The sequence below is a fragment of the Bartonella sp. MR110HLJHH genome, assembly GCF_042194225.1.
Classification (GTDB): Bacteria; Pseudomonadota; Alphaproteobacteria; order Rhizobiales; family Rhizobiaceae; genus Bartonella; species Bartonella grahamii.
Window position 1 is genome coordinate 64,240 of record NZ_JBHIMQ010000008.1, and the last position, 21,907, is coordinate 86,146.

Genomic DNA, 21,907 nt, shown 5'->3' on the forward strand with positions numbered 1-21,907 from the left:
CATATAGTATGCGAAAGAGGGTGATTTATTATGAGAGATAAACATATAGCTGTGTTAATGGGAGGTTTTTCTTCTGAACGGTCTGTAAGTTTATCTTCAGGGGCGGCTTGTGCTGATGTTCTAGAGCTGCAGGGGTATCGCGTGAGCCGCGTGGATGTTGACGCTCATATTGCTTCTGTTCTTGAACAGTTGCAGCCTGATATTGCCTTCAATGCATTGCATGGTCCATTTGGTGAAGATGGCCGGATCCAGGGGATTCTTGAATATTTAAAAATTCCTTACACCCATTCTGGTGTGATGGCATCCGCTTTGGCAATGGATAAGGGACGTGCAAAAATTATCGTTGCAAATGTTGGGGTTTGTGTTGCTCCTTCTCGTATCATGAGCCGCTTTGCTTTGGGACAAACGCATCCCATGGAGCCTCCTTATGTAATTAAACCTGTGTGTGAAGGATCAAGTTTTGGTGTTGTCATTGTCCAGGAAAATGAAGCAGCACCGCCGCATAATATTGGGGGAGCTGAGTGGGGGTATGCCGATGAGGTGATGATTGAAAAATATATTCCTGGTCGTGAATTGACTTGTGCTGTTTTGGGGAATGAAGTGCTGGATGTGTGTGAAATTCTTCCCAATAAACACTTTCCATTCTACGATTATGACTCGAAATATAAAACGGGTGGTTCTCTTCACATTTGTCCTGCACAACTTTCACTAAATATTTACCAAAGTGTGCAAAGAATGTCTTTAGCAGCCCATCAGGCGATAGGGTGTCGAGGTGTTAGCCGTTCTGATTTTCGTTTTGATGAGAAAACGGGAGAATTGGTTTGGCTTGAAATTAATACGCAACCCGGTATGACATCGACGTCTCTTCTTCCTGATATTGCAAAAGCGAGCGGCCGTACTTACGGCGATATTGTTCAATGGATGGTGGAGGACGCATCATGTATGCGTTGAATGTTAATAAAACAAATGTTCCGATGGAGGTGCTTTCAGTGCCGGCTTTGCCACGTCTTTATCGTCGTTTCCTCCGGTTTATGTTTGAGTTTGTTTTTGTCAATATTCATATTCCACGCCATTTCGGTTCTTTTGCGGTGGTATGGTTTTTCTTTGTTACGGCTTTTTATGGACTTTCATCAAGTGGTCAGATGGCTGTGATCGTAAACACGATCATATTAGATAGTAGTTTTGTGGTCACTCATGTCGATATAAGCGGCAATAAGCGCTTGACAAAGCAGGATATTTTTAAAATTTTAAAACTTGATGTTGCGCCTTCTATATTCACTTTTGATGTTGAAAGAGCACGTTCTCTTTTGGAAAAACAGGCTTGGGTGCAATCGGCTAATGTTCAGAAAATTTATCCTAATAGAATGCGCATTTCCATCGTGGAGCGTGAACCCTATGCTATTTGGCAACATGATAGCATAGTGGATATTGTTGATAATACAGGTCGTGTCATTGTGCCCTTTAAAGGGGAAATTGTTCGGGATTTACCTCTTGTGGTTGGGCAGGGTGCGCAAAATGCTGCTAAAGTGTTTATTCAAGCGCTGTCGGTCTATCCGGAAGTATATGATCGTATTCGTGCTTTCGTGCGGGTAGGTGATCGACGTTGGGATCTTGTTTTGGATAATGGAATGCGCGTTATGTTGCCTGAAAATGGTGCCCTTGAAAAGCTTTCTTCTCTTGTTTCGTCCGGTATAATGCAAGATCTTTTATCTCGCGATATTCGCAGTGTTGATTTACGTCTTGCTGATAGAATTACTGTTTCTTTATCAGATGAAACGTTGGAGCGTTATCATGCTACTGTGGAAGAAGAAGAACGTATTTTAAAGACACGAAAGGCAGGAAACCCATGATGTTGCTTAGATCACATCATCTGGGAGGGCGTAAAACACGTTTTTTAACGGTTCTTGATGTCGGTTCAAGTAAGATTGTTTGTCTTATTGCTTGTTTGCGTCCTTTAAAGCATGCGCACTATTTACATGGTCGTACACATTCTACGGAAATTCTAGGCTTTGGAGTGCAGCGTTCACGCGGTATTAAATCCGGTGTTGTCATGGATATGTTTGCAGCAGAACAATCAATAAGATTGGCTGTTGATGCGGCAGAAAAAATGGCTGGTTTGGTGGTGGATTCAGTGATTGTGAATTTTTCCTCAAGTCGATTACAAAGTGCTTTGATTAATGGAAAAGTTCATTTGAATGGTCGTGAAGTCACCAAGCGTGATATGCGTATGGCCTTTTCAGATGTTTCGCGTAAAGCTTTTGATGCTGAACGTCATGTTATGCACTCAGTTCCAGTTTCTTATGTATTGGATGGAGATAAAGGAATTTCTGATCCTGTCGGAATGGCAGGGGAAACATTTGGTGTTGACGTGCATGTGGTAACAGCTGAAACAGCTTCTTTGCGTAATTTAGAAACTTGTGTTAATCGTGCACATTTGAGTGTTGAAGCAATGGTTGCTACTCCCTTTGCAAGTGGTCTTGCTGTCTTGATGAATGATGAGGCGCATTTAGGGGCTGCATGTATTGATTTTGGTGGTGGAACAACAACATTTTCAGTGTTTTTTGAGGGAAAATTTATTCATGCGGATGCTCTTGCTGTTGGGGGTCATCATGTCACTCTTGATGTTGCGCGCGGATTTTCTATGTCTCTAACAGAGGCGGAACGTTTAAAAGTTGTTTATGGTTCAGCACTTTTAACAAGTACCGATGAGCGGCAAATGATTAATGTAGCAGAAATTGGGAGTGAACAGCGTGAAACTCAATATCCTCGCGCGGTTCTTGGGCGTATCATTCGTGCGCGTGTTGAAGAAATTTTAGAAATGGTCCGTGATTGTTTAAATCGTTCTGGTTTTGGTCACATCATTGGTAAACGTGTTATTTTGACTGGGGGAGCAAGCCAGTTAACAGGATTGCCAGAAATGGCACGTACTATATTAGGAAGAAATGTTCGTATCGGGCGGCCTTTAGGTATTTCGAGGCTTCCTTCTCTTGCAAAAGGGGCGGCGTTTACATCTGCTGTTGGGTTGTTAATTTATCCGCAATTGGTGGGTTTTGAAGAAAAAACAATGCAGGCGGCAGGAAATCATTTATCGATGGGCACGCGTGGGTATTTCCAGCGTGTTGGTCAGTGGTTGCGTGAGAGTTTTTAGTTAAGTCTAGTTGGATAAATTTCATCGCTTTGGCTTGCGGTGTCTTATGAGAAGGAAAAGAAAATGACGATTAATCTGCATCGGCCAGATATCGCGGAATTGAAGCCACGCATTACCGTTTTTGGTGTTGGAGGTGGTGGCGGGAATGCCGTGAATAATATGATAAATGCTGGTCTTCAGGGAGTTGACTTTGTTGTTGCAAATACGGATGCACAGGCTTTGGCTATGTCAAAGGCTGAACGTGTTATCCAACTTGGGGCAGCTGTGACAGAAGGTTTGGGTGCTGGTGCTTTACCGGAAGTTGGACAAGCGGCGGCAGAGGAATGTATTGATGAAATTATCGATCATCTTGCAGACTCTCATATGGTTTTCATTACTGCTGGTATGGGGGGAGGAACTGGAACAGGGGCTGCTCCCGTTGTTGCTCGCGCAGCGCGTGAAAAAGGTATTTTGACTGTTGGTGTTGTGACAAAGCCGTTTCAGTTTGAAGGCGCACGTCGTATGAAAACGGCAGAGGCTGGTATTGAAGAATTACAAAAGTCTGTCGATACATTGATTGTTATTCCCAATCAAAATCTTTTCCGTATTGCAAATGATAAGACAACGTTTGCTGATGCTTTTGCTATGGCTGACCAAGTGCTTTATTCTGGTGTTGCTTCCATTACGGATTTGATGATTAAAGAGGGTTTGATTAATCTTGATTTTGCTGATGTTCGCTCTGTTATGCACGAAATGGGTCGAGCTATGATGGGAACGGGTGAGGCATCTGGTGATGGGCGTGCTTTGGCTGCGGCTGAAGCTGCTATTGCAAACCCATTGTTGGATGATACCTCTATGCGTGGGGCGCGTGGTTTATTGATTTCTATTACGGGTGGTCGTGATATGACTCTTTTTGAGGTTGATGAAGCTGCTAATCGTATTCGTGAAGAAGTGGATGCTGATGCGAATGTGATCTTTGGCGCTATTGATGATGAGTCATTGGAAGGCGTTATTCGTGTTTCTGTGGTTGCCACCGGTATTGATCGTGAAGTTAGTGATGTGGTTCAGTCCTCTCATCCTCAGCTTCAAAGGCCTGTTTCTTCAATGCGCAAGAGCGATCCTGGAACGCCACACAGTTCTTTTCATGTTCAGTCATCGCCATTGCGTTCTGAGTCAATGGTAGAAGTGATCGAATCACTTGAAATAGAGAAGGGTAAATCAACCGGAGAACAGTTCCGTCCCAAAAGTCAAATTTTTGCACATCCTACAGAAGCAATGACGACACGAAGTGCGACGAATGCTGTTACGTATGGTTCAAATGCTGTTCAGGAACAGAGATCAAATGTGCCCCGTATGCAAGTAAGTCGTGGTTCTCAACAGGCTATGACTGCTCCCGTGAGTATGGAGGCAACAGCGCATGTTCTTGATGAGATGACAGGGGTTGTGAAGCAAAAAGAAAAGCCAGTGCAACCAAAACAAATGCAACAAATGCAAGCGCGCGCTCCAATGCGTATGCCTGAGTTAAAGGATTTTCCTCCTGTTGCTCATGGACAAAGTCAAAGGACATCTGTGACTGATCAAGGTCCTCGTAATCTTTGGCAGCGTTTGAAACAGAGCTTGACGCATCGTGAAGAAGCAGAGCCAGAAGCGAGGCTGGAGCCTGCTGTTAGATCGTCTCAGCAGCAAGAGTCTCATGTTTACAATAAAAATTCTCAGGCGCTTTCTCAAGATGCTTCTGTTTATGTTCCACGTCGTTCTGGTGAGCTGCACCCTCAGGTACCACAAGATCAGCGTACTTTTATAAGTGAAGAAGATCAGTTGGAAATACCAGCATTTTTACGTCGTCAAGCAAATTAATTGATGAAAAATGAGGCAAAGTAAGCAATTTTATTACCTCTTTTATGATCAGTCAAAAATTATACAGTAAAATATATTGCTGTTTTTTGGATAAAATACTTTTTTTAAAAAAACCGCTTATGCTAAGCGGTTTTTTTATTATTTACTATGAATATTTTTTATGATTTTATAAATTTTGTTAAAAGATGTAAAAGCAATTCAATAAAATAATATGATGAACTTGGTGCCAAAATATCAGTCTACTCTTAAAAAAGCAGTAACATTTAAGGGGATTGGCGTTCACAGTGGCTGTTTGTCAGTGGTGAAGGTTTGTCCAGCGGATGTTGGGTGTGGTATTATTTTTAAGCGTTGTGGATTAGACGGAACAGAGAAAATATTTCAAGCCCATGCATCGCAAACAGGAGCAACTGAATTATCAACGGTACTTGGAGATGGAGATGTAAGGGTTGAAACAATTGAACATTTGATGGCAGCAATTGCTGCTTATAATTTGGATAATCTTGTTATTGAAATGTCACATAATGAGATTCCTATTTTGGATGGTTCAGCGTGGCTATATTGCCAAGCTTTTGAAGATGTTGGCATTGTACAGCAAAATGCGTTACGTTCTTATTTCATTATAAAAAAGCCGTTGCGGGTTGAAGAGGCTCATGGTGTTGCAGAGCTTTTGCCATTCGATGGACGTCGTTTTGATATAACGATCTCTTTTCCTTCTTCTGCTATTGGTAAGCAACATTTCAGTTTTGATCTTACCACACGAGGGTTTAGAGATGATTTGTCACGTGCGCGCACTTTTGGTTTTCTCAAAGACGTGGAAAAATTAAGGCTTTCTGGAAAGGCGAGAGGCGCTTCTTTGGAAAATTCTCTTGTTATCGACCTTAATGATAAAATTTTAAATCCCGATGGTCCTTATTGGGAGAATGAATGTGTTCGGCACAAGATGCTTGATGCGATTGGTGATACTGCTTTGCTTGGGGCGCCTTTTATTGGATTATTTCGTTCTTATTGTAGTGGACATAGAATTAATGCGCAATTGGTGAAGGCTGTTTTGGCAGACGAATCGCATTACGAAAAAAGCTTTTTAGAGAAAGAGTAAAAAAATTGACAAGATTTTTTTATCGTTTATTTGATTTTTAAGGGGATGATTGACCTAAACTGCTAAATTGGTTATGTGGATTTTAAAGTGATATGGTATAAGACCTTTGATAACTTGTTTTTGCTACAAGGTGATATTCTGTGGAGGCCGGAAAAACTATGAAAAAATCTCATGTGTGCATTGGAAATATGACATATAGAAAATTTAACATTGTACGCAAGATATTGGGGGTGGTGCTTTTGGGAAGCACCTGTATGTTGGCGGGATGCCTCTTTAAAGAGAAAAATACCCTTGATCCATCTGCTTATGTTTTGAAAATAGAGCCACCAGATGTTTTATATAATCAGGCGCTTGCTAGCCTTGAGAGTGGGAAGCTTGGGGATGCATCGAAGAAGTTTTTGAAGATTGAAAAGCAGTATGCTTATACAGACTGGGGGCGTAAATCTTTGGTCATGGGTGCTTTTACTAATTACCGACTCGGAAAGTATGATGATTCAATTAGTATGGCTCAACGCTATATTACTCTTTATCCAGGGTCGACTGACTCGGCTTATGCGTACTATATTATTGGTCTTTCTTCTTTCCGTCGGATTCCTGATGTTACGCGTGATCAACGTGATACGAAACGTGCTATTGCTGCTATGCAGCTCCTTATAGAGCGTTATCCTAATTCTGAATATGTCAAGGATGCTAAGGATAAAATACGTTTTGGGCGCGAACAGTTGGCTGGCAAAGAAATGCAGATTGGTCGTTATTATGAAGAGGGGCGGCGCTATCTTGCGGCAAGTAGACGGTTTCGTACCGTGGTTGAAGAGTATTCCGATACAAATCAAATTGAAGAAGCGCTTTTCCGCTTGACGGAAGTTAATCTTGCTCTTGGCTTAACGGCGGAAGCGCAGACGGCAGCAGCTATTTTAGGACGTAACTATCCCAAAAGTGAGTGGTATAAATTTTCTTATAATCTCTTGCAGAAGAATAAAATATCGCCACGCGAGCATAAATCTTCTTGGATCTCAAATGCTTTAGGTGGTGATAAGAAGAGGGTACGTTGATTCTCTATGCTGGTACAGCTTTCGATTCATAATATTGTTTTGATCGAAACGCTCGATATTCATTTTACGGCGGGGTTGACGGTTTTAACTGGAGAAACAGGTGCGGGGAAGTCTATTCTCCTTGATGCTTTATCACTTGCTCTAGGGGGGCGGGGTGATGCTTCGCTTGTGCGTCATGGTGCTGAGCGCGGGCAGGTCACGGCTGTTTTTGATGTGTCTGTTTCACATCCTGCACGTCAACTTATTCGTGAGAATGGTCTTGATGATGAGGGTGATATTATTTTACGACGTGTGCAATCAAGTGATGGACGCAGCCGTGTTTTTATCAATGATCAGGTGTCTAGTGTTGCATTGATGCGGAGTGTTGGCCGTTTGCTGGTTGAAATCCATGGACAACATGATGATCGTGCGCTTGTTGATGTTGCTACACATCGCCAATTATTAGATGCCTTTGGTGGTCTTGAGGATGAAGTGGAAAATTTGCGTCAGTGTTATTACACATGGCGTGAATTTGAGGAGCGTTTGCAACGGCAGCGTCTTAAAGTAGAGAGTGCTGTACGTGAGGTTGATTATCTTCGTGCGTGTGTAGAAGAGCTTGAAAAGCTTGATTTTAAAGTTGGTGAAGAGGATACTCTTTCTCTTCGTCGTGCCGATATGCTTAAATTAGAAAAAATAGCGACGGATATTAAAGAAGCGGATGATCTTTTAACGGGTCAAAAATCACCAATCCCAGTGCTTTCCAATTTGGTGAGGCGTTTGGAGCGGAAAATTCCTGAAGCACAAGAGCTTATTGCACCAGTGGTGAAATCTATTGATGAGGCATTGCATGCACTTGCAACAGCGCAAGAAGGTATTGAGACGGCAATACGAGCATTAGATTTTGAACCTGATGAATTGGAACGGATAGAAGAGCGTCTTTTTTCTCTTCGGGGTTTTGCTCGTAAATATCAAGTTTCTGCGGATGAATTGGTTCAGTTACACGATAAGATGGATGCTGAATTAGCTGATTTTGAAGAGGCTCAGACTATATTGACACGTTTTGAAGATGAAGCAAAACAAGCACAAAAAAATTACGATACGTTAGCACAAGCGTTGTCAATAAAACGTCAAGAGATTGCAAAGCACTTGTCTGAAAGCGTGATGACTGAATTACCGGCATTGAAATTAGAGAGGGCTGAATTTATTGTTGAAATGCAAAGTGATATCGAAAAGCGGAGTGCAGAGGGATGTGATCGTATTGAATATTGGGTGCGAACAAATCCTGGAACACGTGCTGGACCAATGCTTAGTGTGGCTTCTGGCGGTGAATTGTCTCGTTTTTTGTTGGCATTAAAAGTTGTTTTATCTGATCGAGGATCAGCACCGACGCTGATCTTTGATGAAATTGATACAGGCGTTGGGGGTGCTGTTGCAGCTGCTATTGGGCAACGGTTGCAACGCTTATCAGAACATGTTCAGGTTTTCGCTATTACGCATGCTCCACAGGTTGCATCGAAAGCGCATGGTCATTTTCTTATTTCAAAAATTGAGAGTCATGATAAAGGACGCTTTGTTACTGCTATTCATAAAATGGAAGAGCATGAGCGTGCAGAAGAAATTGCTCGTATGTTGGCAGGAGAACAGATTACTGAAGAAGCGCGTGCAGCGGCTCAAAAGCTTCTAGCATGAAGGTAATTAGTCAGCGATAAAAATACTGGAAAGCTTGTATTTATTGAGATTCACTTTATGAGGAGGCGCGGAGATCATCCTTGTGGCAGTGCTCGTAATTTGGAATAGATTTTATGAACAAAGATGCAGATAAAAATCTCACAGCTGTTGAAGCAGAAAGTGAATTAGAGTGGTTGGCAAAAGAGATTGCACGTCATGATGTGCTTTATAATCGTGATGATCAGCCTGAAATTTCCGATGCAGAATATGATGCTTTGCGCCGCCGTAATGCAGAAATTGAAGCTCTTTTTCCAGAGCTTATTCGTGTTGATTCTCCTTCACATAAAATTGGGGCACCAATTTCTGAAAAGTTTGAAAAATCTGTTCATGCACAGCCAATGCTTTCACTGGATAATGCGTTTAGCTCTGAAGATGTTACTGAATTTGTTGAGCGTATTCGTCGTTTTTTACGGCTTCCAGAAACACAGGTGTTGGAAATAACAGCGGAGCCAAAAATTGATGGTTTATCTTTGTCTTTACGCTATGAAAAGGGGCGGCTTGTGGGGGCGGCAACGCGTGGGGATGGAACTGTCGGTGAAAATGTGACGGCAAATGCCCGAACCATTGCTGATATTCCACAAGTTTTGCAAGGTGATTTTCCTGATATAATTGAGGTGCGTGGTGAAGTTTATATGGGGCGGGAGGATTTCCAAGCACTTAATATCAGCCAACAAGAGAAGGGCAAGTTAACCTTTGCCAATCCTCGAAATGCGGCAGCTGGTTCACTCCGTCAGCTTGATTCACGGATAACCGCTAGCAGAAAGCTTCAATTTTTTGCTTATGCTTGTGGTGAGGTGAGTGAAATATTGGCAGAAAGTCAAATGGAGATGATGAAAAAGCTAAAAGAATATGGCTTTGTTATCAATCCATTAACAAAAGCCTTTAAGACGTTAGAAGAAATTATTTCTTATTATCACGATATCGAAGAATGCCGTCATTCTTTAAGCTATGATATTGATGGGATTGTTTATAAGGTTAATGATTTGATGCTCCAAAAGCGCTTGGGGTTTGTTTCTCGTTCGCCGCGTTGGGCAATCGCGCATAAATTTCCAGCAGAAAAAGCGATAGCGCTTTTGAAAGATATTGACATTCAAGTTGGTCGCACGGGAGCTTTGACACCTGTTGCACGTCTTACACCTATTACTGTTGGTGGAGTCGTGGTGACCAATGCTAGTTTGCATAATGAGGATTATATTAAGGGAATTGGTCATAAAGGAGAGCCTATTCGTGAAGGACGTGACATCCGTGTAGGCGATAGCGTGATTGTACAACGTGCTGGTGATGTGATCCCTCAAGTTATTGATGTTATTATTGAAAAACGCCCGAAAGATGCTTCTGTCTTTATTTTTCCTCATTTGTGTCCAGCTTGTGGGAGTCATGCTGTTCGTGAAGTGGGAGAAGCCGTGCGTCGCTGTACAGGGGGGCTTATTTGTCCTGCACAGGCGATTGAGCGTATTCGTCATTTTGTTGCGCGTAATGCTTTTGATATTGAGGGCTTGGGTAAAAAACAGGTAGAGTTTTTTTTCTATGCTCAAGATGAAGCGCTTTGTATTCATACACCAGCCGATATTTTTACTTTAGAACGTCGCCAAGAAAAATCTTTGATACGTTTAGAAAATATAGAAGGTTTTGGTACTGTTTCAGTTCGCAAATTGTATGATGCCATTAATGCACGTCGCGAAATTCCTTTAAGCCGTTTTTTGTTTGCATTGGGGATTCGTCATGTTGGAGAGGTGAATGCACGCCGCCTTGCGCGTACTTATAAAAATTATACAGCTTTTGAAACTGCGGCTATGGGAGCACTTATGCCATGTGATAAGGCAAATGAAAAAGGCAATGAAGCTTGGATGGAGCTTACCAATATCGAAGGAATTGGACCACAGGTAGGGAGCGCAATTGTTGATTTTTATCAAGAAGCGCATAATCGTGAGGTTTTGTCTGTTTTACTTGAAGAAGTAACTCCTCTTGATGAAGAGCCTATCACGACAGCTTCTTCCCCAATAGCGGAGAAGACAATTGTTTTTACAGGAACTTTGGCGCATATGTCACGCGATGAAGCAAAAGCATTGGCAGAGCGATTAGGGGCCAAAACATCTGGTTCACTTTCTAAAAAAACAGATCTTCTTGTTGCAGGACCTGGAGCGGGCTCCAAATTGGCTAAAGCTGAAGAATTAGGTGTTGAGGTTATCGATGAAGAGACTTGGCTACAGTTGATTGAGGAACATGATGTTTAGAGGGCGTTTTCTAGAAGATGCGTATGCTGTTTGTATGGTTATCTCTCTTACATTTTGGGGGGCTGGAATCAAAAAGGGGATAATAGGGGTTGTTTTTTTTGCAAAAATAGAGCGCCATATATTTTGATATTTATTAAGTGATTAAAAAACGTTGAATTTAAATATTAAACTTAAACTCTTATGATTAAGAATATACAAGGTTATTATTAGTAAAAGATGTACGGTATCACTGTGAATCAAGGTAAAAATTGTAACTAAATATGCAGAATTTTTGAATTTAAACAGTGTAATGAGCTGGTTATAATAGGCGTTTTAGAAATGAGACGCGGAGGATTACAAAATATAATGAAAATTTCTATACAGCAGAATAAGGCTATAACTCATGTGAAGATGGTAGAGGATAGTTGATAAGCATTATCTGTTATAAGTATATCCCGTTCTGTTTCAGTTTGGGAAGAGCTTTTATCCTATCGGTAAAAAAACTTGAAGTATTTTATAGAAGCATTTTTTGTGATTGCTGATGGTAAATATGCATTTCCCTCTTTAAAAGAGAAGGGTGTGGTGTTTTTATAAGAAGCGTTAGAAGATATTTGTGTTGCCTCATTTAAAGGGGTAGTGTTGCCTCTTTTGCCCATTTTTTATCTTCTTCATTTAAGTAAGGTGCATTCATCTGATAAACGCGCGCATGGTAATCATTGAGCCATTGCCGTTCTTCTTGTGTCAAAAGCTCTGGGAGAATGAGTTTTCGATCAATAGGGCAAAGTGTAAGCGTCTCAAACGAAAGCATTTCTATATCCCCGCCATCAATTTTTTGTGCTGGCTTTACAATTATCAAATTTTCAAGACGGATACCAAAAGCACCTTCGCGATAATATCCTGGTTCGTTTGAAAGAATCATACCGGAGATGAGTTCTTGGCATCCTTTGCGGGAAATATTTTGTGGTCCTTCATGAACAGAAAGATAAGACCCGACACCATGACCGGTGCCATGAGCATAATCAAAACCAGCCTTCCACAATGCAATGCGCGCTAGAATATCAATGTCTTGTCCGCGGGTTCCTTTTGGAAAGTAAGCAGTTGAAAGAGCAATCATACCTTTGAGGACAAGCGTGAAACAGCGTTTTTCTTCTTCTCCAATATTCCCAATTGCTACTGTACGTGTGATATCTGTCGTTCCATCACGATATTGTCCGCCTGAATCAACAAGATAAAGTTCACCCGCATTGAGTTGTTTATTTGTTTGTGTTGTTACACGATAATGAATAATGGCGCCATTTTCTCCTGCTGCTGAAATTGTATCAAAAGAAAGATCTTTAAGTTCTTCTCCCATTTCTTTTGCTGTATTTATGCGAAATTCTTCTAATTTTTGCGCAGCAGAAATTTCACTTATTGACCCTGGTATTTGTTTATCTAACCAGGAAAAAAAACGGGTTAGGGCAACACCATCGCGTAGATGCGCTTTGCGTGCGCCATTGAGTTCTGTGTCATTTTTAATGGCACGTGGTAGAGCGGCAGGATCGGTAAGTGTGATGAAAGAGCTATTTTTTTCTTCAATAACAGTTCGTAATTTTTCGCATGTTAGCTGTGGATCTAAGGCAAACACTGTCCCTTTTTGAACATACTCTTTGATCTTTGGAATAAGCTGTTCTGGTTCATATAATTTTGCATAACGTTCCAGATATTGTTTCTGTTCTACACCAAGTTTTTTGCTGTTAATGAATAAGGCTGGTGTTTCTTGGATGGGAATGAAAGCAAAACAAAGGGAAAAAGGTGCGTTGGAAACATCGTTGCCACGTATATTGAATGTCCATGCAATGGAGGAAGGGTCTGTAAAAATAAAAGCATTTGCATGAGTTTTCTGTATATCTTTGTAAATCAAAGCGAGTTTTTCATCCGTATTGCACCCAGCATATTTGAGAGGGTGAATTGATAGGGCAGCTTGTGGCAATGATGGCTGATCATGCCAAAGCAGATCAATGGGATTGGAGTGAATTGCTACAAGTTTTCCACCTTCTTTCATTTCTAATGCGTTTCTCAATGCATCGGTGGCAGTGATGGTGTGGAGCCATGGATCAAAGCCAATAGAAAGTTTTTGAGCATTTTTTTCAAGCCATTGTGAGGGAGGGCAAGTTATGAGATCTTCATAATCAAAAATATTAGGATCAGTTTGTTGGCGAACTTGGAGCTTATATCGTCCGTCTGTAAATATGATGGCTTTGTTTTTTAAAATCAGTGCAATCCCAGCTGATCCAGTAAAGCCGGTTAGCCAGCTAAGGCGTTGAGCATGGGGAGGGACATACTCTCCTTGATGTTCATCGCACCGCGGAACAAGAAAACCATCGAGACCAAGGCGGTCAAACTCTTTACGCAGAGAGGCAATGCGTTCTAGAGCATGGGCTGGATTTGTTGTCGCCTCAAAAGATTGATACATAATGACGTCCTTTTCTTTTACTTTATTTCAGATGTATCGTAACCCATCCTTGACGGTGGTATGTTTCAATGTGTTTCAGCCCTTGTTTTACATAAGCCTTTAAAACATCTGCATGTTGTTCTTCAAGAACTCCAGAGAGTATCAGTGATCCACCTTTTTGGAGTGCCTTTACCATTTCTTGTGCAAGTGCGATAAGAGGATTGGCAAGGATATTGGCAACAATAAGATCAAAGGGAGCACGTGAAGCAATTTCATCATGGGCAAAATCTGTTGCTGTGACAGCTGTGATATATTTTTTTACGCCATTGAGCTGGATATTGTGTTGTGTAACTTGAATAGCGATTGGATCAATATCAGATGCAAGTATAGCAATAGGTTTGAGCATTGCGATGCCGATGGCGAGTACCCCACTGCCGGTACCAAGATCAAGTGCATTTTGGGGATTTTCATGTTCCATCACTTTGGCAATCATTTCTAAACAACCAGCTGTTGTTCCATGATGTCCGGTGCCAAAAGCTTGATTTGCTTCAATTTCAATAGGAAGAACATTGGCTGGAATGGCGTTTCGGTTGTGACTTCCATGAAGAAAAAAAGGACCGGCTTGCACAGGTTTTAGTCCTTCTAGGCTTTTTTGTACCCAATCAATGTTGGGTAAAATTTCACTGTTAATTTTATTAGGATCTATAGAAAGGATTTGGGCAAAACGTTTCGAAATATGCTCGTAGTTTTCTTGGTCTACATAGAGTGAAAGTTCATATACAGCATTTTGTTCATCTATCTCTGTAAGAGCAAGAGGATAACCTTCTTCGTCAAAGGCTGTGTCTATAAGGGTATAGAACCGTTCTGCTTCATTTTTAGAAGCAGTATAATAGAGGCGAATTTGTTGCGACATGCTGTTCTTTCTTTTGATCGGCTTTTTTTAGTTTAAGATGAGTTTTTTTAACCGTTCAATGGCGATTTCATCTTTTAATTCGCTATCGCTTTCTTTCGTGTCATAACGGATAACGCCAGCTAATTTTCCACCTTTTTTGAGTAAAAAAATTGCTGCTGTATGGTTATATGTATAGTTTCCATCTGTTCCAGGGACTTTTTCAGCAACGATGTTAAAGGAATTGACCATTTTATGAACTTTATCAGGATCTCCACTGATACCCATGATTTTATTGTTAAAATTACTGAGATATTCATGGAGCACTTCTGGTGTATCACGTTCAGGGTCAACAGTAACAAACCATATGCCTAATTTATCGGCATTGGGTCCAAGGGCTGTAAGCCATCGATCAAGATTCATCAATGTCGTAGGGCAGATTTCAGGACACATAGTGAAACCGAAAAAAACTATTGAAGGCTTGCTTCGAATATCAGCCTCAGTGATATTTTTTCCATTAGAATCAGTGAGTGTAAAATTATCACCTAAAGGCTTATTTGTCAGCGCATCATAAATAAAAATACCTGCAAGAAATATGATTGTCAGCCCCAAGATGCGTATTACATTTTTCATAGTTTGACTCTCTTAGATAGATCAAGAAATTGTAACATCGGCAGGTTTGTTTTGCAATCTCTGTTTCATGGTTGATTTTATTGGCTTGATTGGTATGTCTTTCCATATCTATTGATGAAACATTGGTGAGGGATGCATGAATATTGAGAACGATCTTCGATTTCATGAAAGTGAGCCTCGTATCCATACGACAGCACGGCTGCATGGTTGTAAATTAGGGCGCTATGTGGAAATTAATGAGCGGGTGATTTTACGGGATGTAACCGTTGGAGATTTTTCTTATTTAGAACGTAATAGTGAGGCTATTTATAGCGATATTGGGCGTTTTTGTTCTATTGCATCTCATGTACGGATGAATGCGTTGGAGCATCCTATGGAGCGCGTTTCAACGCATAAAATAACCTATCGTCCAAACGAATATTTTCGTTATATGGCTCTTGATCGTTCTTTTCGCGAAAGGCGTTGTGCAAAACGTGTTATTATTGGGCATGATGTGTGGATTGGATATGGCGCGGTTATTATGCCTGGGGTGACAGTTGGACATGGAGCAATTATTGGTGCTAACGCTGTTATAACGAAAGATGTTATGCCTTATGCGGTTGTCGCTGGTGTTCCTGCTAAACGGTTGCGGATGCGTTTTCCCAATCATGTCATAGAATGCCTTTTGGAGATGGCTTGGTGGGATTGGTCGCTTGATAAAATTTACGATGCATTGCCTGATATGCAAAATTTACCCATTGAAGTTTTTGTTCGCAAATGGAAATGATAATCAGAATAAACAAAATGGTCTCTTGCAAAAACTGATCGTGGTTTGCTTTTAGTTAAGCTTTGTTGACAAAATTATCCAGTACACGCTTTTCTCCGGCTTTTTCAAACATTATTGTCAATTTATGATCGTCTATTGCTGTAATATGACCATAACCAAATTTTATGTGAAAAATCCGATCATTGATGGAAAAATCTGATGATGCATGAGAGATTGATTGAGCGATAATTTTCCCTTCAATCGTCTTGTTTTTTTGTGCATGCTTTTGTCTTGCTGTTGCATAGCCAGTATAACAGGAATCGTGATTTTGAAAGGAAGATTTTCCATAACCACCATAAGATGTTTCCATTGCTATGGCTTCTATATGTTCTGCTGGTAATTCATCTAGAAAGCGGGAGGGAAGAGTAGATTGCCAAAGTCCATGAATTCTACGATTAGATACAAACCATATATGCAGGTGTTTTTTTGCTCTTGTGAGTCCAACATAAGCAAGACGCCGTTCTTCTTCTAATCCTGAACGTCCACCTTCATCTAATGAGCGCTGATGGGGAAAAAGTCCTTCTTCCCAGCCAGGAAGAAAAACTGTTTCAAATTCAAGTCCTTTGGCTGAATGAAGTGTCATGATGTTGACTGCATCGGTATTTTCATTGTTTTCAGCATCCATAACGAGTGCAACATGTTCCAAAAAACTTTGAAGATTTTCAAATTGTTCCATGGAACGGATCATTTCTTTAAGATTTTCTAGTCGTGTAGGAGCCTCTGGTGAGCGATCTTCTAACCACATGGTTGTATAACCAGAATCATCAAGGATAATCTCGGCAAGTTCTTTATGAGGAGTATCTTGAAGCATATTTTGCCAGCGGCGGAAGTTTTCAATAAGGCTTCGTAACGCACTGCGTGCCTTAGGCTTTAACTCATCTGTTTCAATGATGTCAGCGGCTGCAGAAAAGAGAGGAACAGCACGTGCTCGCGCACTCTCATAAAGAATGCGCAGGGTTGCATCGCCTATGCCGCGTTTCGGTGTATTAATAACACGCTCAAAAGCTAAATCATCAGCAGGTTGGACAACAACGCGTAAATAAGCCATAGCATCACGTATTTCCATTCGTTCATAAAAACGAGGACCACCAATGACGCGGTAGTTAAGACCAAGCGTTACAAAGCGATCTTCAAATTCACGCATTTGGAATGATGCACGCACCAATATAGCCATATGATTTAATGCATGACCTGTTTGTTGTGCTTGTTCAATTTCTTCTCCGATGGCACGGGCCTCTTCTTGCGAATCCCATGCTGAATGAATTTTTACTTTTTCTTCCTCACTCTTTATTTGTGCAGAAAAAAGGACTTTGCCCAGTCTTTCTTCATTATGAGCAATGAGATGGGAGGCGGTTTTAAGAATATGGGATGTTGAGCGATAATTACGTTCTAGACGAATAATTTTGGCAGAAGGAAAATCTTTTTCAAAACGTAATATATTCTCGACTTTTGCACCACGCCATCCATAAATGGATTGATCATCATCGCCAACACAACAAAGATTAATATGTTGACCTTGGGGATGTTGTGCCAAAAGGCGAAGCCAAAGATATTGTGCTGTATTTGTATCTTGGTATTCATCGACAAGAATATAGCGAAATTGAGAATGGTATTCGCGAAGAATATCTGGATTATGTTGGAAGATAGAGATAGAATGAAGCAGAAGATCACCAAAATCACAAGCATTAAGATCTTTTAATCGATTTTGATAACTGTGATAAAGTTTGCGTCCCATGCCGTTGCCAAAGGAATGAGCATCACTTTTTGAGATATGTTCTGGTGAAAGTCCTTGATTTTTCCAAGAATCAATCATCATGGCAAGGTTTCGTGCGGGCCAACGCTTATCGTCTAGTCCCTCAGCTTGAATAAGCTGTTTTAAAAGTCGAAGAACATCATCGCTATCGAGAATTGTAAAGTTTCTTTTTAAACCAACAAGCTCTGCGTGACGGCGTAAAATTTTAGCACCAGTGGAGTGAAAAGTTCCAAGCCAAGGCATACCTTCAACAACTCCTCCAATAAGTTCACCAATACGTATTTTCATTTCACGTGCTGCTTTGTTGGTGAAAGTAACAGCAAGTATTTGCTGAGGAGAGGCAAGCCCAGAGCGTAAAATATGAGAAATACGGGTTGTTAAAACGCGCGTTTTTCCTGTACCAGCACCTGCAAGAACTAAAAGAGGTCCCTCAGTATTCATAACAGCTTGTTGCTGTTCTGGATTGAGTTGTTTTAAATAGTCTGTGTTATATGATTTTTGTTCTTTTAGAGTATGGGAGGAAAAACCAGAGCTCTTTTTATCATGGTCTGGAGGGGAATCTTCTTCAAAGAAAGGTATGTTGTGATCAGAAAAATTACTCATTATATCTCTTTTGTAGTCTTTTTTTCATTGAAGTTCTAGATTAAAAAAACTTCTCTAAAAAAAGTCACAACAGCTTCAGTTGAATAAACAAAAAGAGAACGTAAAAAATAAGCATAAACATTAAAGGCGTTGGGTGAGAACGCTTTGAAGGGCATAAACGCGTAAAGAAGCCGAAAGATTGACTTGTTGTGGTCTTTTGCTATCAATATCAGTGATAATAAAGGCTAAAGATTGTCCTTTTTTGCGGGCTATATCTTTTAGAATATCTAAAAATGGCGGTTCTAAAGAGACGCTTGTTGCGTGCCCATCAACGCGAACAGATATTTTTCGTGGAATGACTTTTGACCAATCGATAGAATTATTTTCGTGCATTTTTCCACCTTTATTCGTCGTTTCGTAAACGATTTTGATCAAGAAATTTTTGCGTTTTTAAAGATTTTTGTTGCTCAAAAAATTTTTCAGTTTTTGTTCGTCCAAAACGATAACGATTTTGCTCAGCACGAAGAGATTTTTCTATACGTTTTTTTTGTTTTCGAAATCGGCGAAGATTAATCAATTCAGTCATGAGAAAATTTATTTTTTCCGAAAAGAATCTAAAGAGACAACATCAGCACTTTGTTTTGTATCGCTATTTGAAGATTCTTTATTTGTACTGAAATTTTGTTCTTTTGTAAGCGTATTTTCTTTTTTTTGTGTGTTTGATAAGGTAATGGGCGTAGTTGAGGTATTTTCTGAATTTTCACTTTCTCCAGAGGTAAGATTTGAGGGCAGATCAAATGCTGCTTCAAATGCTGCTACAGGATCATAAAAGACCTGAATAGAAGTAAAAGGAATCACGAGCTTTTCGGTTATTTCCCTGAAGGAGAGGGTTACTTCGAAAGCTGTTTCTGAAACACTGAGATCTCTAAACTGATGTTGTAAGACGATTGTCATTTGCTCAGGATAGCGATTTTTTAGCCGAGGAGAAATTTTAACACCTGGGGTATTCGTCAAAAAAGTTATAAAAAAATGATGATTTCCCGGAAGACCTGCTTTGCTAACTTCCGATAAAACTTTACGGATAACTCCACGAAGCGCATCCTGAACGAGAATATCGTAACGGATTTGATCTTTAACCATCGAAGTTTATTCCTTTTATTTCACGTAGCAGAATGGAGCGTATTGATAATGGGGCGTATTGATATTGTGTGATAGAATATATTTTAAAATTAGCAGTATTTTGTCTACGATGCACCTCAATAAATCGAATAAAAACGAAACTCTATGGTAAATAATGTCTGATAATGTCTGAAAGATCAATCAATAACATTTAAAAAAATGAAGGCTTCTGTTGCCAGGTGCCTCCGAACCCCGCTTAAACCTGCGACGGTTTAAGACTTAAATTGAAACATTCGCACTGCATTAAGCAGCGAGACGTGCTTCCGCATAGTTGTCATTTGCAACTACTCATTTAGTCCGATAACGGTGGTACTATGCCGAGTAAAAGAGCAATCTTTACGCCCTTGTCGATCCTATTTCGCCCCCACCAAAATATAACTTTGGTCTCTTATATTTTGGTGGAGGCGCCGGGTACCGCCCCCGGGTCCAATGAGTTTATTTCATTGTCCATTTATTACCATAGCTGGTAAACCAGCTCCTTAAATATAGATGAAGAACAGTCTTAGGAAAAGGGGGGGTTGTTAATATTTTTAATCCTCTAATTATTTATGGAGCTATATGATGCGGCTGTAAAGTATAGGCCGCTCATTTTTGGAGAGGAGATGATGCAAAATGACCAATAATCTAGCAGATATTAAACTATATGATTCAAACCCCGATGAAGCAGCAGTAGAACGGCTTAGCCGTCGTTTAGCTTTGGTGATGAAAAAGCAGGATGCAGCGCTTGTTGCTACATCGGATCCAAAAGAGTTAGAACGCGTTGAAAAATGGGTTCAAGATGTATTAGGCGCGGATGAGCAGAGGGCTAAAATGGCTGTGTCAAAAGTTGCAGAAATGATGTCTGGAGATCGCAGAAAAAGTCGTATGACTTTCTATTATTTGGTAGCTAAACAATTAAACGCACTTGATAAAATTTAAACAATTTTAAAATTCAATTTTGCTCAATAAAAAAGCCCAAAATTCTTTGGGCTTTTTTGTTTAGCATCGAAGGTTTAATCGGTTTCGTTTTCTTGAAGATATCCTCCTTTGCTCATATCCGGTATAAAGAGGGTGGCAATGAATGCAATGATCATTACGCCGATTACGTAAAAATAAAACAGTGATTCATGTCCTATATTTTTTAATCCAAGTGCTACGTATTCGGCAGAACCACCAAATAATGCATTGCCAATAGCATGAGAGAGACCAACTCCCAGTGCTCGTACTGAAGAGGGAAACATTGCTGATTTTACGACACCAGAGATGGATGTATACATGCTCATAATACAGAGTATTCCAATAATGGCTGATAGCGCAATCCATGGATTATGTGCGTGACCGATTATAAGAAGTCCAGGAATTGTAAAGAGAGTAGAGAGTGCACTCCAAAGGATAAGTAAAGTTCTTGTCCCAATTTTATCAGCTAGGATACCAAATATGGGTTGGAGTAATATGAAAATAAAGAGTGCCGCGGTCATTACAGTTGTAGCGGTATGTTTATCAAAACCGGTAGTTGTGATCAGATATTTCTGCATATAAGTCGTACAAGTGTAAAATGTGAGAGATCCTCCAGAGGCGAAGAGAACAATCACAAAAAATGCTTTTGTGTGTTTGCTTAGAAGCTCTTTAAGACTCCCAGTGTGTTTTTGAGAGCGGCTTTCTTTGGTGGTTGTTTCATGAAGTGAACGACGTAGATAAAGTACGACGAATGCTCCCAATCCACCAATAGCAAATGGAATACGCCAGCCCCATGTTCTTAATTGGTCTTCCGTTAGATAAAGTGCCAGAATAAATATAATAAAACTGGCTAAAAGTTGACCAGTAATAAGCGTACCAGATTGGAAAGAAGCGAAGAGACCGCGGTGTTTTTTAAGGGAAACTTCGCTTATATAAGTTGCAGCTGTACCATATTCACCACCTGCTGAAAGTCCCTGCATCATACGGATTAGGAGAAGAAGAATTGCTGCAGTTCTCCCTAAAGTTTCATAAGTGGGAAGTATGGCAATGAGAAAAGAGCCCCCACACATCATAAGAATAGATATGAGCATCGAGTTTTTTCGTCCATAACGATCAGCAATAAAGCCAAAAAGCCAACTTCCAATTGGGCGCATAAGAAAACCAATAAAGAAGATTCCTGCAGTTTTAAAAAATTGGGTAACAACATCGCCATCTGAAGGGAAAAATTGTGGTGCAAAGTAAATAGAAGCAAATGAGTAAACGTAAAAATCATACCACTCTACTAGATTTCCTGATGCGCTAGATATGATAGCGAAGATACGTTTTCTTGTATCATGTTGTACTAAAGTTGTTTCATTTTTCATGAAGTGCTCCCCTTTTAGATCTGTAGTTTATATTTTTTTATTTAAAGTTTTTTACGATTTGTATCGCCAAAACTCAGTTAGTATAATAATAATTTCTTATGAAAGCTATATGAGAGGGCTTATTTTGGTTATAGGATTATGCCTTTTGAGCGTTTTCTTTTTGTAGGCGGATAAAGATCATCACATCGAATCTAAAAGGGGAGCGTGTTGAAAAGTAGGTTTAAGCTGGATGAAATGTTGGTAAAAAAGTGCTTAAATGGCTGTTTTAAAAGTTGCTGATAGG

18 protein-coding genes and 1 other RNA gene are annotated in these 21,907 nt (G+C 40.3%); 10 read left to right on the forward strand and 9 right to left on the reverse strand.

The features are described from left to right. Positions 1 to 30: 30 nt before the first annotated feature. The 8 genes from ACFIKB_RS06030 to ligA all read left to right on the forward strand — a co-directional run bounded on the left by ACFIKB_RS06030 (position 31) and on the right by ligA (position 11,073). Positions 31 to 951 carry a D-alanine--D-alanine ligase gene (locus tag ACFIKB_RS06030; RefSeq protein ID WP_375644782.1) on the forward strand — a complete coding sequence of 307 codons (921 nt, stop codon included), beginning with the start codon at positions 31 to 33 and terminating at the stop codon, positions 949 to 951. Next, positions 939 to 1,850 (forward strand): cell division protein FtsQ/DivIB, encoded by a 912-nt coding sequence (locus tag ACFIKB_RS06035; protein WP_375644781.1) that lies wholly within the window; start codon positions 939 to 941, stop codon positions 1,848 to 1,850. Before ACFIKB_RS06030 ends, ACFIKB_RS06035 begins: the two co-directional genes overlap by 13 nt. Next, complete coding sequence (ftsA, locus tag ACFIKB_RS06040; RefSeq protein WP_375653030.1) at positions 1,847 to 3,148, forward strand: cell division protein FtsA; 1,302 nt, start codon at positions 1,847 to 1,849, stop codon at positions 3,146 to 3,148. Before ACFIKB_RS06035 ends, ftsA begins: the two co-directional genes overlap by 4 nt. Positions 3,149 to 3,211: 63 nt before the next feature. Continuing rightward, positions 3,212 to 4,984 carry a cell division protein FtsZ gene (gene ftsZ, locus ACFIKB_RS06045; RefSeq protein WP_375636167.1) on the forward strand — a complete coding sequence of 591 codons (1,773 nt, stop codon included), beginning with the start codon at positions 3,212 to 3,214 and terminating at the stop codon, positions 4,982 to 4,984. A gap of 211 nt (positions 4,985 to 5,195) precedes the next feature. Continuing rightward, on the forward strand, positions 5,196 to 6,080 hold the full coding sequence (gene lpxC / locus ACFIKB_RS06050; RefSeq protein ID WP_375644778.1) for a UDP-3-O-acyl-N-acetylglucosamine deacetylase: 885 nt from the start codon (positions 5,196 to 5,198) through the stop codon (positions 6,078 to 6,080). Positions 6,081 to 6,238: 158 nt separating this feature from the next. Further along, positions 6,239 to 7,132 carry an outer membrane protein assembly factor BamD gene (locus tag ACFIKB_RS06055; RefSeq protein ID WP_015856633.1) on the forward strand — a complete coding sequence of 298 codons (894 nt, stop codon included), beginning with the start codon at positions 6,239 to 6,241 and terminating at the stop codon, positions 7,130 to 7,132. A gap of 6 nt (positions 7,133 to 7,138) precedes the next feature. After that, complete coding sequence (recN, locus tag ACFIKB_RS06060; protein ID WP_375636169.1) at positions 7,139 to 8,800, forward strand: DNA repair protein RecN; 1,662 nt, start codon at positions 7,139 to 7,141, stop codon at positions 8,798 to 8,800. A gap of 113 nt (positions 8,801 to 8,913) precedes the next feature. Continuing rightward, positions 8,914 to 11,073, forward strand: coding sequence for an NAD-dependent DNA ligase LigA (gene ligA, locus ACFIKB_RS06065; RefSeq protein ID WP_375636170.1), 2,160 nt, complete (start codon positions 8,914 to 8,916; stop codon positions 11,071 to 11,073). A 604-nt stretch (positions 11,074 to 11,677) separates the two neighbouring features. On the opposite strand, the gene ACFIKB_RS06070 is transcribed toward ligA, so the two are convergent. Genes ACFIKB_RS06070 through ACFIKB_RS06080 form a run of 3 tightly spaced genes read right to left on the reverse strand, consistent with a single transcriptional unit; the run spans position 11,678 to position 15,005 of the window. Continuing rightward, a complete protein-coding gene (locus ACFIKB_RS06070; RefSeq protein ID WP_375653031.1) occupies positions 11,678 to 13,504 on the reverse strand; it encodes an aminopeptidase P family protein in 1,827 nt (608 codons plus the stop codon). 22 nt (positions 13,505 to 13,526) lie between these two features. Next, the gene (locus ACFIKB_RS06075; RefSeq protein ID WP_375644776.1) at positions 13,527 to 14,396 is read right to left on the reverse strand and encodes a 50S ribosomal protein L11 methyltransferase; all 870 of its coding nucleotides are present in this window, start codon (positions 14,394 to 14,396) and stop codon (positions 13,527 to 13,529) included. A gap of 27 nt (positions 14,397 to 14,423) precedes the next feature. Next, positions 14,424 to 15,005 carry an SCO family protein gene (locus ACFIKB_RS06080; protein WP_015856628.1) on the reverse strand — a complete coding sequence of 194 codons (582 nt, stop codon included), beginning with the start codon at positions 15,003 to 15,005 and terminating at the stop codon, positions 14,424 to 14,426. 136 nt (positions 15,006 to 15,141) lie between these two features. Between ACFIKB_RS06080 and ACFIKB_RS06085 the strand changes: the two genes are divergently transcribed. Then, a complete protein-coding gene (locus ACFIKB_RS06085; RefSeq protein ID WP_375636173.1) occupies positions 15,142 to 15,771 on the forward strand; it encodes a DapH/DapD/GlmU-related protein in 630 nt (209 codons plus the stop codon). 55 nt (positions 15,772 to 15,826) lie between these two features. Here ACFIKB_RS06085 and ACFIKB_RS06090 read toward each other — a convergent pair whose 3' ends face one another. The 5 genes from ACFIKB_RS06090 to ssrA form a co-directional block, all read right to left on the reverse strand. Then, complete coding sequence (locus ACFIKB_RS06090) at positions 15,827 to 18,166, reverse strand: ATP-dependent helicase (protein WP_375653032.1); 2,340 nt, start codon at positions 18,164 to 18,166, stop codon at positions 15,827 to 15,829. A 120-nt stretch (positions 18,167 to 18,286) separates the two neighbouring features. Beyond that, positions 18,287 to 18,538, reverse strand: a complete 252-nt coding sequence (locus ACFIKB_RS06095) for a ribbon-helix-helix domain-containing protein (RefSeq protein ID WP_273788067.1) — start codon at positions 18,536 to 18,538, stop codon at positions 18,287 to 18,289. Between the two features lie 10 nt (positions 18,539 to 18,548). Beyond that, the gene (locus ACFIKB_RS06100; RefSeq protein ID WP_375636175.1) at positions 18,549 to 18,731 is read right to left on the reverse strand and encodes a DUF4169 family protein; all 183 of its coding nucleotides are present in this window, start codon (positions 18,729 to 18,731) and stop codon (positions 18,549 to 18,551) included. 8 nt (positions 18,732 to 18,739) lie between these two features. After that, positions 18,740 to 19,285 carry an SspB family protein gene (locus ACFIKB_RS06105; RefSeq protein ID WP_375636176.1) on the reverse strand — a complete coding sequence of 182 codons (546 nt, stop codon included), beginning with the start codon at positions 19,283 to 19,285 and terminating at the stop codon, positions 18,740 to 18,742. Positions 19,286 to 19,482: 197 nt separating this feature from the next. Next, positions 19,483 to 19,839, reverse strand: a transfer-messenger RNA (tmRNA) gene (gene ssrA / locus ACFIKB_RS06110). A gap of 97 nt (positions 19,840 to 19,936) precedes the next feature. Between ssrA and ACFIKB_RS06115 the strand changes: the two genes are divergently transcribed. Next, positions 19,937 to 20,242, forward strand: a complete 306-nt coding sequence (locus tag ACFIKB_RS06115; RefSeq protein ID WP_015856622.1) for a DUF2853 family protein — start codon at positions 19,937 to 19,939, stop codon at positions 20,240 to 20,242. A gap of 74 nt (positions 20,243 to 20,316) precedes the next feature. Here the strand turns inward: ACFIKB_RS06115 and ACFIKB_RS06120 are convergent, their stop codons facing one another. Next, entirely contained in the window at positions 20,317 to 21,624 is a 1,308-nt protein-coding gene (locus ACFIKB_RS06120; RefSeq protein ID WP_375644774.1) for an MFS family transporter, read from the reverse strand. Between the last annotated feature and the right edge of the window lie 283 nt (positions 21,625 to 21,907).